The 14,277-nt window shown below is 58.1% G+C and carries 12 protein-coding genes; 2 read left to right on the top strand and 10 right to left on the bottom strand.

The window, feature by feature from the left end:
- Positions 1-105 precede the first annotated feature (105 nt).
- A complete protein-coding gene (locus ACP8MI_RS02825) occupies positions 106-546 on the top strand; it encodes a hypothetical protein (RefSeq protein WP_249606387.1) in 441 nt (146 codons plus the stop codon).
- Positions 547-590: 44 nt separating this feature from the next.
- Here ACP8MI_RS02825 and secA read toward each other — a convergent pair whose 3' ends face one another.
- The 8 genes from secA to ACP8MI_RS02785 form a co-directional block, all read right to left on the bottom strand.
- A complete protein-coding gene (gene secA / locus ACP8MI_RS02820; RefSeq protein ID WP_249606386.1) occupies positions 591-3,188 on the bottom strand; it encodes a preprotein translocase subunit SecA in 2,598 nt (865 codons plus the stop codon).
- 172 nt (positions 3,189-3,360) lie between these two features.
- Positions 3,361-4,038: a ribosome hibernation-promoting factor, HPF/YfiA family gene (gene hpf, locus ACP8MI_RS02815; RefSeq protein ID WP_018120994.1), complete on the bottom strand. Its 678-nt coding sequence runs from the start codon at positions 4,036-4,038 to the stop codon at positions 3,361-3,363.
- 146 nt (positions 4,039-4,184) lie between these two features.
- The gene (locus ACP8MI_RS02810; protein WP_239212185.1) at positions 4,185-4,832 is read right to left on the bottom strand and encodes a ComF family protein; all 648 of its coding nucleotides are present in this window, start codon (positions 4,830-4,832) and stop codon (positions 4,185-4,187) included.
- Between the two features lie 25 nt (positions 4,833-4,857).
- Positions 4,858-6,666 carry an MtrAB system accessory lipoprotein LpqB gene (gene lpqB / locus ACP8MI_RS02805; RefSeq protein WP_337891687.1) on the bottom strand — a complete coding sequence of 603 codons (1,809 nt, stop codon included), beginning with the start codon at positions 6,664-6,666 and terminating at the stop codon, positions 4,858-4,860.
- Positions 6,641-8,377 (bottom strand): MtrAB system histidine kinase MtrB, encoded by a 1,737-nt coding sequence (gene mtrB, locus ACP8MI_RS02800; RefSeq protein WP_018120991.1) that lies wholly within the window; start codon positions 8,375-8,377, stop codon positions 6,641-6,643. Before mtrB ends, lpqB begins: the two co-directional genes overlap by 26 nt.
- Positions 8,378-8,388: 11 nt before the next feature.
- Positions 8,389-9,093 (bottom strand): MtrAB system response regulator MtrA, encoded by a 705-nt coding sequence (gene mtrA / locus ACP8MI_RS02795; RefSeq protein WP_018120990.1) that lies wholly within the window; start codon positions 9,091-9,093, stop codon positions 8,389-8,391.
- Complete coding sequence (locus tag ACP8MI_RS02790) at positions 9,068-9,823, bottom strand: dTMP kinase (RefSeq protein WP_284590005.1); 756 nt, start codon at positions 9,821-9,823, stop codon at positions 9,068-9,070. The genes mtrA and ACP8MI_RS02790 overlap by 26 nt, the downstream gene beginning before the upstream one ends.
- Positions 9,820-10,170, bottom strand: coding sequence for a DUF4259 domain-containing protein (locus ACP8MI_RS02785; RefSeq protein WP_049148611.1), 351 nt, complete (start codon positions 10,168-10,170; stop codon positions 9,820-9,822). Before ACP8MI_RS02785 ends, ACP8MI_RS02790 begins: the two co-directional genes overlap by 4 nt.
- Before the next feature lie 191 nt (positions 10,171-10,361).
- On the opposite strand from ACP8MI_RS02785, the gene ACP8MI_RS02780 reads away from it, so the two are divergent.
- Entirely contained in the window at positions 10,362-11,477 is a 1,116-nt protein-coding gene (locus tag ACP8MI_RS02780; RefSeq protein WP_126844454.1) for a hypothetical protein, read from the top strand.
- 73 nt (positions 11,478-11,550) lie between these two features.
- On the opposite strand, the gene manA is transcribed toward ACP8MI_RS02780, so the two are convergent.
- Positions 11,551-12,798, bottom strand: coding sequence for a mannose-6-phosphate isomerase, class I (manA, locus tag ACP8MI_RS02775; RefSeq protein WP_126844456.1), 1,248 nt, complete (start codon positions 12,796-12,798; stop codon positions 11,551-11,553).
- Between the two features lie 56 nt (positions 12,799-12,854).
- Positions 12,855-14,249: a phosphomannomutase/phosphoglucomutase gene (locus ACP8MI_RS02770; RefSeq protein WP_049167516.1), complete on the bottom strand. Its 1,395-nt coding sequence runs from the start codon at positions 14,247-14,249 to the stop codon at positions 12,855-12,857.
- Between the last annotated feature and the right edge of the window lie 28 nt (positions 14,250-14,277).

Here is a 14,277-nt window from a genome sequence, read left to right as displayed (position 1 = left end):
TTTGGGCAGGTATGGCACTTTTCTCCATACTTCCACACAGGCCGCATTCGGCCAGGCACACTGGACACAATACCTGTTTCAGTAGTATTCCGGGGGAGGGATTTCATGCTCGCTGCAATACCGGGTTATGCGCACCTGCGCGTATATATTCCAGACGAGCCCGACCGCAATCCAGATACCAGCGAGACCGATATCGATGTTTTGCACCAATTTGCACCGTTGCTGCAAATAGCGTTGGAGGTGCTAAGCGGGTTGCGTCCCGAGCACCAGATCCGTACCAAACGCTTCGGGCCAGCGGTGCGCATTCATATCGGCGCGCAACAGCGCAAGGCCCGCGCCGAACACAACAAGGGATTGTCCAGCACAAGATTATCTGGCCCAGTGGCGGTGAAATCACTGCACAGCAGGCCGTCGTCAACGCAGCCCGATAGCTGGGAGTTGTTCGGCACTGCACTCATTGGACCCGCGAACGCCCGTTCCCGCTACGGCTTCACCGCGGTGTGCGGGAACGAACAATTGGTGAGCTTGCGGGTGCTGGCTGCTTAACCAGTCCGGCACCCTTCCGCGTGAGCCCGGCACCCCACAGGGTTCTAGCCGCCCATCACGCTGTTGGTTGCACCGCCACCACCGGCGGATTGGATGGGCGTGCCAGGGTCAGTCTGCTGTTCGCCCTGCTGCGCAAAGCGCTTGCGCAGCATGAACAATTGGCGCACGGTTTCTTCCTTAATGGCCTCGTTCATGGCATTGAACATGTCGCCACCTTCCTTCTGGTATTCCACCAGCGGGTCGCGCTGAGCCATGGCACGCAAGCCGATGCCCTCTTTGAGATAGTCCATCTCATAAAGGTGCTCGCGCCATTTCTGGTCGATGACCGGCAGGATGATCATGCGCTCGGTGTTACGCATTTGCTCATCGCCGCCGATTTCGGTGACGGCTTTTTCTAGCTCATCGTATTCCTTCTGCGCATCGGCGATCACGGCGTCGCGAAGCTGGTCTGCGCTGAGCTCGCCCTTGGAACCGTATTCGGTGCCGTCGACCAGACCCTGCCAGCTAATCGTTGGCTCGTACAGGGTATTCAAGGCGTTCCAGAGCTCGTCGAGATCCCAGTCTTCGACGTAGCCGACGGCAGTAGCACCCGATACATAGGCACCGATGGTGTCGTCGATCATCGTGCGCACGTGGCTAGAAATATCCTGTGAGGTCAGGATCTCGTGGCGGGTCTGGTAGACGACCTTGCGCTGCTCGTTGAGCACCTCGTCGTACTTCAGGACGTTTTTGCGCATCTCGAAGTTCTGGTTTTCTACCATCGCCTGCGCACCCTTGATGGAGTTCGAGACCATCTTCGCCTCAATCGGCACATCATCTGGCACGTTGAGGCGGTTCATCATGTTTTCCATGGACTGGCCGACGAAACGCACCATCAGCTCATCGCGCATGGACAGGTAGAACCGGGTTTCCCCAGGGTCACCCTGGCGGCCGGAACGCCCCCGTAACTGGTTATCGATACGACGGGATTCGTGGCGCTCGGTACCCAGCACGTATAGGCCACCGGATTCACGAACCTCGTCGCCGCGGCGTTTGCTTTTCGCCTTTTCGTCTTCGATTTCGTTGTCCCAGGCTTCCTGGTAGGCCTCTTCGTCGTCGAAAGGATCTAGGCCGCGCTGACGCAGACGCATATCGAGAATGACCTCGGGATTACCGCCCAGCACGATGTCGGTACCACGGCCAGCCATGTTCGTTGCGACGGTGACGTTGCCCGGTAGGCCGGCACGCGCAATAATATTGCCTTCTTCTTCGTGGTATTTCGCGTTCAGGACGTTGTGCTCGATGTCCTTGCGCTTGAGCAGCTGCGACAAATATTCGGAGCGTTCCACCGAGGTAGTACCCACCAGGACGGGTTGGCCGGCAGCAACGTGTTCGGCGATGTCTTCCACGACCGCAGAGAACTTTGCTTCCTGCGTTTTGTAGATGCGGTCGGAGTGATCCACACGCTGGTTTGGTTTGTTCGTCGGGATCGGAACGACGTCCAGTTTATAAATCGAGTTCAGCTCGGCGGCTTCGGTCTCTGCAGTACCGGTCATACCGGAGATCTTGTCGTACAAACGGAAGTAGTTCTGCAGCGTGACCGTCGCCAAAGTCTGGTTTTCGTTTTTGATCTCGACTTTTTCTTTTGCCTCGATCGCCTGGTGCATGCCTTCGCTGAAGCGGCGACCAGCCAAGACACGGCCGGTGAAGCCGTCGACGATCATGACTTCGCCTTCGCGGACAATGTAGTCCTTGTCGCGCACAAATAGCTCTTTGGCTTTCAGTGCGTTGTTCAAAAACGACACTAACTGCGCATGCTCTGGAGCGTAGAGGTTGTCGATACCCAGCTGGTCTTCGACGTATTCGACGCCGTCTTCACTGATACCGATGGTGCGCTTGCGGTGATCGACTTCGTAGTGTTTGCCTTCGCGCATGCGTGGTGCAAGCTGGGCGAACACGGAATAGTACTGCGAGCTACCGTCAACGGGACCGGAAATGATCAGCGGGGTACGGGCTTCGTCGATAAGAATCGAGTCCACCTCGTCGACAATGCAGAAGTTGTGCCCGCGCTGCACGGCGTCTTTCAACTGGCGCACCATGTTGTCGCGCAGGTAATCGAAGCCAAGCTCGTTGTTGGTGCCGTAGGTGATGTCCGCAGCATAGGCTTCGCGGCGTTCTTCGGGGCGCATCTGTGAAAGGATCACGCCCACTTCCAGGCCCAGCCAGCGGTGCACACGTCCCATCATTTCGGCGTCACGCTTAGCCAGGTAGTCGTTGACCGTGACGACGTGGACGCCCTTGCCTTCCAGCGCGTTGAGGTAGGCCGGGAGAACGGAGGTCAGGGTTTTACCCTCACCGGTGCGCATCTCTGCGACGTTGCCGAAGTGCAGGGCGGCGCCGCCCATGATCTGCACCAGGAAGTGCTTCTGGTCCAACACGCGCCACGAGGCTTCACGGGCCACCGCGAATGCTTCGAGCATGATGTCGTTGAGGTCTTCGCCGTCGGCTAGTCGTTTCCGGAATTCGCCCGTTTTGTCCTTCAGTGCCTCGTCAGACAGTGCGGCGTACTCGTCTTCGAGTGCCATGACGTCTTGGGCGATTTTCTTCAGGCGTTTGACGGTCTTGCCTTCGCCAGCCCGGAGAAGCTTAGAAAGTCCAAACACAGGTGTGCCATCCTTTAAAATCACGAATAGTTTTTGCTCTGGGCTATTCTACGCGCGCAGCAACAAAAAATTGCCCTAGGCCGATGTTAATGAGCAACACACTTGGGAATCATCGGCCTGGGCGGGCAAGGTAGCTGACGATACGCCAGCTGTTAATTCGCTGTGGTAGCGATTAGCTCTCGTCGCCTTCGGTCAGAGAGATCAAGCCGTAGTCAAAGGCGTGGCGACGGTACACCACCGACGGGCGGTTGTTTTCGGCGTTGATGAACAGGTAGAAATCGTGTCCCACCAGTTCCATTTCGGACAAGGCATCATCAACGCTCATCGGAACAGCAGCGTGCTCCTTTTCGCGGACAACCTGGCCTGGCTCGATGTCCTCAACGGAATCAGCATATGGGTCAACATCGTACTTCGACTGCTGTGCCTGTTCTTTGGCCTCAGCTTTCGCTGCTGCAACCATCTCAGCTGCTAGCTCACCGGTACCCTTTGGTGCGCGGTGGCCAGACTTGGCGGCTTCACGACGAACCTTGACCTTACGCAGGCTACGGGACATTTTCTGGAGTGCGGTTTCCAAAGCAGCGTAGAAGGAATCTTCCTTAGCCTCAGCACGCAGCAGGTGCCCTTTGCCCGTGGCGGTGATCTGAATGCGGGAGCCTTGATCCTCACGACGAGGGTTCTGCTCCTGCTTCAGCTCCACATGGAAGAACGTCAGCGTAGGGTCCAGCTTTTCGATGCGGGAGAGTTTTGCGTTAACGCGCTCGGCGAAGTGCTCCGGCACCTCAACATTGCGGCCGGTGATGGTGACCTGGGCTTCTGGGGCTTGAGCGTCGTTATTTACGTCGAAAGTCATAACTGTAATCTTTCCCTTTCATCTCGGTTGCTCTACCTTTATTGTATCAACCGCGAACTAGTTTGACCTGGGTTTGGACTGGGAATTAGCGCTTAATTGGAAAAAGTTTTCAGAGCTTTCCTAGCTTCTCGTAGCACCTCCTAGCTTTATGCAGCCGCCAAAACCACACACCCAGCAACATCCGCACCAGCGAACGTGAGCGTGTCGACGGTCGCGGCCAGTGTTGCCCCGGTGGTTATCACGTCATCGACAACCACCACCTCGGCCCCGCGTGGTACCGGGCGCACCAACTGCACGTTGCCGCGAACGTTGTGCAACCTGTCGTCACGGTTGAGCCCAGACTGATCCGGCATCGACGACGCCAGGCATACCGCTTCGATGACCGGAAATCCACTACCCAGACACAACTGTGTCATTGGGTCACCGCCGCGCAGCCTGGCTGAGCGCGCACGAGTGGGGGCTGGAACCAACACCACACGATGCGAAAACTCCCCGCGCGCTTGCAAGGTTTCCAATGCTGCCTGTAAAACCGCAGCAATGTGCGGACGAATTGCACGGTTATTGCGTTCTTTCATTTCTAAGATGACTTCGCGATGTGGGCCTCCATAACCACCGCAGCTATACACAGGGGCGAGGACGTCAGCTCGCGGCGTGATGCGTCGCGGCGGCTGGGCCAGTACCACGCGGCAATTCCGGCACAGCAGCTGTCCGGGCGCACCACAGCCGGCGCACGAGCTGGGTAAAACCAGCTCGACGAAACCGGCGCGATCAGCGTGACGACGAAATTTCGACATGATCCCCCACATTGTTGTCAGCCGGCTAGTTCGCCACCACAGGAACCGAACGCTGCCCCTGCAAACCAGGTACTTCGCGCCAAAACGATGTCTCGCTGCCACTGGCTGGAAGCTGCAGTGTCGCATGCGCATCAGTGATATATAGCGTTGACCCAGACGCCGCTACGGCCACCACCGGTGCAGTCACATTCCCCGACGGCAACGACGACACCGCCGAGCCATCCTGTTCTACACGCCACACCGGCGTATCAGCCGCAGACGTCCCCACCAACAACGAGCCATCCGGCTGCCAATCCAAACTCAACGCGGTACCACCGATTTCGGTGGCCATCTCATGCACGTTCACGATCTTGCGCTCACCGGTCGTGGTGTGTTGCACTACACCGGTATACACATGGCCGTCGATGATCATCGCCGCTGTGGCACCACTATTAGACAACCGCAGCACAGAAATCTCGCCGTCAATCTCCTCCAGCGCAGAAGTATCAACCTTATCGGTCGACAGCTCACCGGACGTCGTCGAACGGACCACACGCACGACCTGTTTATCCTGGGTAGCTACCCACACCGCGCCACCACCGCGCTCCAGCGTTGGGCGGGTGATGAATTCGCTGGACAATGCTTCTTCCAGTGTTCCATCCAGCTCGCCAACAAACAGCTGCGATTCTCCCCCTCCAGCAGACTGCGCCGTCCCAGCACCGCGCGAACGCACCACCGCAACCGTGCCATCAACGCCAATATCCGCGGCACTGACATCTGTCAGCTCACCAGCGGCGTCGTCAAGCGGCACCCGCTGGTCAGATGCAACCCGCACCAAAGAACCATTCGCCAACGCATACAACGGACTCACGCCATCCGACGAGGCTTTCGGGTTCAGCCCGGCAAAATCGTCGGTGGACAGCGTTTCTAAACCATCGCGGACCGGAACATCGTCGATCAACACCGAATACGGGCCCGGCACCGAAGCTGTCGCCAACGTCCACACCAGCTGCGCGGCAAACTGCATGCGCTGCTCAGTGCTCATCGAGGACATCCCAGAGAACTTGTAGGTGCCCTCATCAATGCCCAAAAACGTGGCATCCTCCGGAACATAATCCTTCGTCGCAGGGGCCAAACGCGACGACGGCCCTGCAACCAGCATCGTCGCCAGTGACGCCCCCAACGACTCTTGCTGCGAATACAACCAGCGCCGGTCAGACACCAACACGCTGCCAGTCGAATCAAAGAAATACAGCGACTGCGGCTGGTACTGGTTTCGCAATTCATTCCGCTCAATCACGACACCGGACGGCAAGGACGAAATCCGCCACTGATTATCAACCAGTTCCATTTCCACGCTGGTCTCATACAAACCATCTTCGGGCAGATATTTTCCACCATCGCCTAGCTTGCCGATGACGGTACCGCGCACATTAAACTTCCGCTTCGCAGAATCCGACGGCCCCGACGCGGTATTGAATTCGATGCGATCGACGATCAACATGTCATCGTGGTGCGGCTGCCAATTGCTTTTCGCATTATCGGTGAGATAACGCTTCGCCGCACGATAGTCACCGTCCGGGCTTGCCGACGCGCGATAAAAATCACGCAGCAACAAATCCGGTTCTTGCCCGTCGGTTGGTCCAATATTCATATCATCGTCCGGATTTGCTGAATCCTCAAACGGGCGCAGCGCCTGCGGGCCAGTATCCCGAGGCAACGAACTGCACGCCGCCACAAACCCCAGGCTGCCAGCTACCACTACCGCGAGAGCGCCACGGCGCACAACATACAGGCTCTGGTTGCCGACGAATCGCTGCCTACGCTGCTTATTTTGCATCATCTTCTGCATCATCACGGTCATCCTCATGCCCTGCGCTGGTAGTTTTCTCACTATCCGCGCTCTTTTCGCCTGTCGCTGACTCCGGGACATCGGGCGCAACTACCAGCTCCAGCGGCGCCGGATCTACCTCACCGCGCGGGGTCCGTGGCAGCACCAGCCGGAACGTCGCGCCCACGCCTAATTCGCCAACAGCATCCAATATCCCGCCATGCAACTGCGCATCCTCGCGGGCAATCGCCAATCCCAAACCGGTGCCACCGGAATGCCGCTTACGCGACACATCCGCACGCCAGAAGCGATTGAACACCAGATCTTCCTGGCCGTCTTTGAGCCCCACGCCTTGGTCGGCAACCAGCACCGCAATCGCGTGCTCATTCGACCCGGCTATCACCCGGATTGGATTGCCTTCCGAATGGTCAATCGCATTAGCCAGCAAATTACGCAAAATCCGCTCGATCCGACGAGAATCACCGGCGATAGTCAAAGCGTCGTCAAGACCAAAAAAGGAGACCTTGACGTCTAATTTATCCGCCAAGTGCTCCACCTGGTTCCACGCAGCATCCAAGCTTGAGCGCACATCAATCTGGGTTTCAGACAAATCAGCCACCCCGGCATCGTGCCGCGAAATCTCTAACAGATCACCCAATAAGTCTTCGAACTTATCGAGCTCGCGGGTCATCAGCTCCGTCGCACGGCGCGTGTGCGGGGCCAGCGAGTCTGCATCAGAAGCGATCATGTCCGCGGCCATGCGCACCGTCGTCAAGGGCGTGCGCAATTCGTGCGAAACATCTGAAGTGAACTGACGCTGCAAATCGCCGTATTCTTCCAGCTGGTTAATCTGGCGCACCAGCTTATCGGCCATGTCATTAAACGACATCGCTAACCGTGCCATCTCGTCCTCGCCCTCGACGACCATGCGTTCGCGCAAATGCCCTCCAGCCAAGCGTTGCGCAGTACGCGACGCGGAGCGAATCGGCACAATCACCTGCTGGGTGGCCAACCATGCAATCCCCACCAACAGCACCAGCACGACTACCCCCGCAGTAGACAGCAGACCGCGTAGCAACGCCATGGTGGATGCTTCTGATTCCATCGACAGCGCCAGATACACCTGGGCGCCCGGAATATCGGATTGGGTCGGTGAACCAATCAGCAGCGCGTCATAGACCGTGCCGTCGGCACGCTCCACCGGGGTGAACTGATAAGAAACGTGCCCCTCAGAGACATACCTGCGTAGCTCCGCGGGCACACGGAAACCTTCTGGCGCCGTCGTCAAAGAGCCATCGCCGTTATCGACAACGATGATGGTGTCATAGATGGCCGATGCATCACTGGATTCACTACTGGAATGAGAAATAGATGCGCGCGCCGAGGTGATACGCACTTGCACACTATTGGCTGAGCCGGTGGCGTTAATTTGCTGTTCGACGGCAAAACGAGCACGGTCAATTTCCTGGCTGGCAACATCGAGCTTCTGATCCACCAGGCGCTGGGTGATCACCGAGATCAACGCGAAAGCCAGCACCAGCATGACCACCAGTGAGGACACGAAGATCGAGACGATCAAACGCACCTGCAGCGACGAACGCCAGTACTCCAGCATCCTCGTGCGCAGGTGGCGCAAGCGGTTTTCCGAACCACCAGGACGAGCAGCCTTGTTCGTGCTTGCTGGATCACTGGACGTAGACGGCGCAGACGACGTAGACGCGGCGGGCTTTTTCACGCTCCTCCTGCCTAGGCTGCAGGCTTCTTGCCTGTTTTATAGCCCACTCCCCGCACCGTGAGCACGATTTGCGGGTCCTCCGGGTCTTTTTCAATCTTCGCGCGCAGCCGCTGCACATGCACATTCACCAAACGAGTATCCGAGGCGTGCTTATAGCCCCAGACCTTCTCCAGCAACGATTCCCGAGTGTGCACCTGCCCTGGCTTGCGCGACATTTCCAGCAACAAATCAAACTCCAGTGGGGTCAGCGCGATCTCTTCACCATTGCGCGTCACGGTGTGCTCACTGGTATCAATGTGCAGATCACCGATGACGATGCTTTCTGCAGAATCCGCGGCGTCGTCATGCGAAGCCACCGCCGGGCGTAGGCGGGCACGGATGCGCGCGATCAGTTCCTTGTGTTTGAAAGGCTTCGTGATGTAGTCGTCGGCGCCCGATTCCAGCCCCAACACGACGTCAACGGTATCGGTTTTCGCGGTCAGCATGACGATCGGCACCGATGATTCTGTGCGAATAGTGCGGCAAATATCCACGCCGTTCATGCCTGGCAGCATCAAATCCAGCAAAATCAAGTCCGGTTCGTGCTCACGAAACGCCGGGACCGCCTCATTGCCGTCCGTCACCGCGATGGGATGAAAACCTTCGGATTCCAGCACGATAGTCAACATCTCGGAGATCGCTGGGTCATCATCAACTACCAGAATGGTTGCTGCCATCGTCGTATTCATCCTCCGGGGGTGGTGTTACGGGAACGCTACGGTGGGCTAGCTCAGCCCGGCGCGTGTGAATCGTTGCCATTATCTTATCGATGTCATCGCTGACTAGCCATTGGCTAGCCCAATTCAACGCCGCGAGTTGGTGATAAGCAGCATTCGTGTTGGTTTGTAGATCACTGTCGCGTTCGTAGTGATCCCGCTGCCGGGTGGCATCTGCCTGCGAGCGCGATTGTGCGCGAGCGGCAGCCACGTCGACGGGAACATCCAGCAGGATCTGCAAGTCGGGCTTCGGCAGCCCCAAGCGCCCAAATTCGAGTTCGGCAACCCAGTCCGTCACAGCTTGTTCCCCGGTCCGCGCCCAGCTATAGGCGGCACTCGAGGCCACATAGCGGTCCAGGATCAGCACGGCATCGCTGTGGCGTGCGTTGTCGGCGGCGTCGGCATGATTGCCGGCATGGTTATCGCTGCCGTCGGCATGATACTGCCACAACGTGTCCCGGCTCGCGGCGCGGTCCAAAGCAAAAAGCGTGGCCATGGCATAGGGAGAATCGCTGAGATCCCCCATCCTGCCGTAGAGTGCCTCTCGTGCCAGCTGGGCGTGGATGGAATTGTCATAGTCCGGAAATGCCAACACCTCGACAGCGATGCCTTGTTGCCGAAGCATCTTTGTCAACGCAGTAACCGCGGTGTTTTTACCTGCGCCATCGATACCTTCGATGGCAATAATCATGACAAGGCTTCCAAGAACGGATCAAGGTCATAGTCGCCGTCAACGCCGTCGAGTAGTTCGGCGGCTGCTTCCGTGAGCTGTTCGTCGGTTGTGCCCGCCAGCTCACGGATAAACGGGTACTCGGCAACGGCATCGCCTGCCGAAAACGGAGCTCCCGCCCAAATAGCTGCGATGGTCGCTGCGACCAAGCCGTGGTGGGCTTCTACCTCGGTGGCGTCGTTGCCGGCTGCGAGCAAGCATGCATCACGAACCGATTCGATGATGTCGTCGTCGTCAAGATCGACTAGTTCATCGAGAAAATCCTGGCTATTGTCGTCGGTGAAAATAGCTTCATCCCAAGATGTCATGGAGTACTCCTGTCTCAATCTGCATCAGCTGATCTAGTTTGACACACACGGCCGCATATCTGGCACGTCAGCTCCTCATATATAAGTTGTCTCACAATAGCGCGGATTCGACGTCACCCCCTTACTACTTTGAGATAAAGCTGTTATGGTTTGTTATCAAGTTGCAATCAACGCGAAAGGGCGCGCGTCCCATGAGCCAAGAAACCCGCCGGGCAATCGCTTTTATCGGTGGCGGCTGTCTTCTTGCGGGCGCAATTGGCTTCGGAGTCTGGCAGGTTTCGGACCCGGCGAACTTCTCCACGGCCTCGCAGGTGCATGAAGCAGGCCATACTCAGACCGAAACCGCCACCGTCACGGAAACCACCAGTGCTTCGGAAAATACTGCCCGCGCTGGAGCAGCAACGCGCGACACTTCCGGGCAGAACGCGAACGATAATAGCGCTGCCACGCAGGAACATTCACGGCATCGATCCACGCCGCATTCGCTTGCCGACGCCCACGGGTTGCCCACCACACCGCGCGGATCCCAGAACTCTCGCCGCGCACAGATTGATGCTGCAGACCCGTTCCTTCCACCGCATGCGGTGATCAAGGCAGATCCCAAGCCAGTCGAGCCTACGGTGGTCTACCGTCCGCGGGGTTTTGAGGGTCCACAACCACAACAGCAAGGCAGCCAGCGCGGTGCTGGAAACCAAGAACCGAACGATTCCCTCGTGCTCGCCGAACCGGCACCTGCTGCAGATCGCCACAACGACACGAGCGCCGACGGCACTGGTCCTGGCGTTACTGCCCCTGGCGTTACCGGCCCAAATACCGCCAACCAGGATGCCACCAGAAACGGCGTTTCCGGGCAGGTCGGTATCCAGCAAGCACCAGTAGAAGTACCACAGGCTATCCACGATCTCACAACACTGGATCCGAAGCCTTTGCTCAATGAGACATTGGATCGCGCGGGATTACAGCCTGGCACTGGGACACCGGCGCACCCGGCGCAAGCAGGCCAACCCGCCGATACTGGCGAACCGAACGATACTGCGCCACAAGACCAACAGCACCAACAGGACCAGCGGTTCCACCAGAACGAGCAAGCACCAGAACCCGAAGCCGGAACTGCAGCATGGACAGGCCAGATAGCGAACGTGCCTGCTAGTGCCGAATTGCACGACGCGCTTGCCCGCGGTACCGCGGCAGCGAATGAGGCCGCCCAACAATTACGCGACGCCGTCGACGAGTTCGTCGGCGCTGGCTCTGCCGGCATTGGCTCTACGGCACTGAGCAGCTCGAGCTCTGCATTTAAGGCTTACTAGCGGCTGCGTGATAATCACTCAGTAGCTGCATTTAATAGTCATCGCTGCCGGGGCGTTGCTGGGGATTCTGCTTCTAGGTACGGGCGATAAAAAGTTCGGCGCTAGTTTCTGTTTCTCCGCCTGCCTCCCCGCCAGCCACGGCAAATTCCGTTTCTGCAGCACCCGCTGGTAACCAGACTGCTTCGGTAGGCCGAATGATCTGATCCTCACAGCGCACCGCACCCCGGGTAACCAAGACGATGGCAGGCCCATCATGTCCGCACCGCAACGTCGGTTGCTCACAGGTTAATTCGACACGCTCCAGCACAAATTCATCCGAATGCGCAGGATAACGCAACCGACCGTCAGCGCTGCTGTATGGTTCCACGATAGGATCCTGCACACTAGAAAAATCCAGCACTTCCAGCAGCTCTGGCACATCAACGTGTTTTTCAGTGAGCCCACCGCGCAGCACATTATCCGAATTCGCCATGATCTCCACGCCCATCCCTTCCAGATAGGCATGGAGTTGACCAGACTTCAGGCATATCGCTTGCCCCGGTTCCAACGTGACGTGATGCAGCAATAGTGCACTCAATACGCCGATATCCCCCGGGTAGCGGCGTTGTAAGTCCACCACGGTGCGCAGACTATCCAAAATCCATTCGGCGACAGACTCACAGGCGGAATCATCGGCAAGAATTGTGCTGGCCACGTCGACGACGGAACGGATTAGACCCTCTCGAACATCGTCGGCAAGCGTGACCCAACGTCGAAACAACGCGTGCAGTTGTTCGGATTCACCGGCAGAACTCGCGCTGGCTAGAATCTCGACATAGGGCGCTAGCTCAGAGCAATCGAGTACCGCGAACAGCTCCTGCGTACGAGCAATGGGGCGAAAGCCGGCCAGGGCCCGGAACCGCGTCAATGCCACAATAAGCTCAGGTTTGTGGTTGGGGTCTTTGTAATTCCGCTGTGGGTCATCCAAAGCCAGCCCCGCCGCGTTTTCCCGCGCAAAACCAGCTTCGGCTTCGGCCCGAGTCGGGTGTGCCTGCAAAGACAACGGCTCGTCCGCAGCCAAAAGCTTCAGCATAAACGGCAACCGGCCATCGGCGTGCTGGTGCACGCGCGCACCCAAATGGTGGTGCGGATCAGCGGCGATGTAATCACCCAAACTGATCAGCGTGTCATCGGACGCGACCACGTGTGCCGGCCCAGCCGTATGGGCACCAAACCAGAGCTCAGCGATGTGATCCCCGGTCGCTGGCTGGCCGGCCAGCTCAGGGATCAGCGTGGTCGAGCCCCACGGGTAGCGGCGAATCGCCGGTCGGAGTGGCTGCATAGATCGAAAATAATCCTTCTAGTGCGGGGTGTTTACTGCGGTCTGTGAAACTGCGGCTAGGACACCAGCGCGGAGATTTCGTCGACAAGCTCGGAGACGTGTTCCGGAGTTTCTGCTTCCACGTTCAGGCGCAGCAATGGCTCCGTGTTGGACGCGCGCAGGTTAAACCACGCAGTGCTTGCCTGCAGGTTGACGGTCATTCCGTCTAATTCGTCGATATCTGCAGCTCGGTCCGCAAATGCCTGGCGCACTTTGTCGCGGGCGGCAGCCTGCTCAGTAACCCGAAAGTTGATCTCGCCCGAGGCAGCATAGTGCTGGTAGGAAGCCATCAGCTCTGACAAGCTGCCGTCGTGCGCAGCTAGTGCCGCAAGCATGTGCAGCGCGGCAAGCATGCCGGAATCGGCGTTGAAAAACTCGCTGAAATAATAATGAGCGGAATGCTCACCACCGAAAACAGCATTGTGTTTCGCCATTTCCGCTTTGATAAACGAGTGTCCGACCTTCGTGCGCACCGCGGTGCCGCCGGATTTTTCGACTAGCTCCGGCACCATCTTGGAGGTAATCAGGTTGTGGATGATCGTCGCCCCCGGATAGCGCTGGAGCATGCGCTCGGCGATCAATGCACAAATCGCGGACGGCGAAACCGGCTGGCCTTTTTCATCCACCAAGAACACGCGGTCAGCATCACCGTCGAAGGCTAGTCCGACATCAGCGCCTTGTTCTACGGTAAAGCGCTGCAAATCCACCAGGTTCTTCGGATCCAACGGGTTGGCCTCGTGGTTGGGGAAAGTGCCATCAAGTTCGAAATACAGCGGACGAATCTCGATGGGCAGGTCCGCAAAAACCGCGGGCACTGTGTGCCCGGCCATGCCGTTAGCGGCATCCACGGCAACCACGAGTGGGCGCGCGGCAGACAGTGGCACCAATTCATTGAGGTAACGCGCATAATCGGCCAGAATTTCGTGCCGGTCAACTGTACCGTGGCTCGATGCCGGTGCCGCGGCCGAAGAAGCGCTGCCGCCCTCGTCGGCAAGATGTGCCAGGTAATCAGTGATAATTCCCAGGCCGGTATCCTGCCCCACCGGCTTGGCTCCGGCGCGACACAGCTTGATTCCGTTATATGAGGCCGGATTGTGCGAAGCAGTAAACATCGCACCGGCGCAATCCAGCTGCCCTGCGGCAAAGTACAGCTCATCGGTGGAAACCAGCCCCAAAGCGGTGACATCCAGACCCGATTCCGCAACCCCTTCTGCAAAGGCTGCAGCCAACTCCGGAGACGACGGGCGCATATCGTGGCCGACAGCAACGCGGGTTTCGGTGCCGTGGTTTTTCAGGAAATCTGCGAATGCGCGACCGACGTTGCGGACAAAATCCGTGGTGATCTCGGATTCCACCAGCCCGCGAATGTCATAGGCCTTAATAACAGAGTTGAGGAATTGCGCAGAATACATAATCGCCATTCTAACGGTCGCGCGCCCG

The organism is Corynebacterium sp. LaCa_70 (assembly GCF_058182015.1).
Note: the sequence above shows the minus strand (reverse complement) of the source record. Positions and strands in the feature narration are given on the sequence as shown.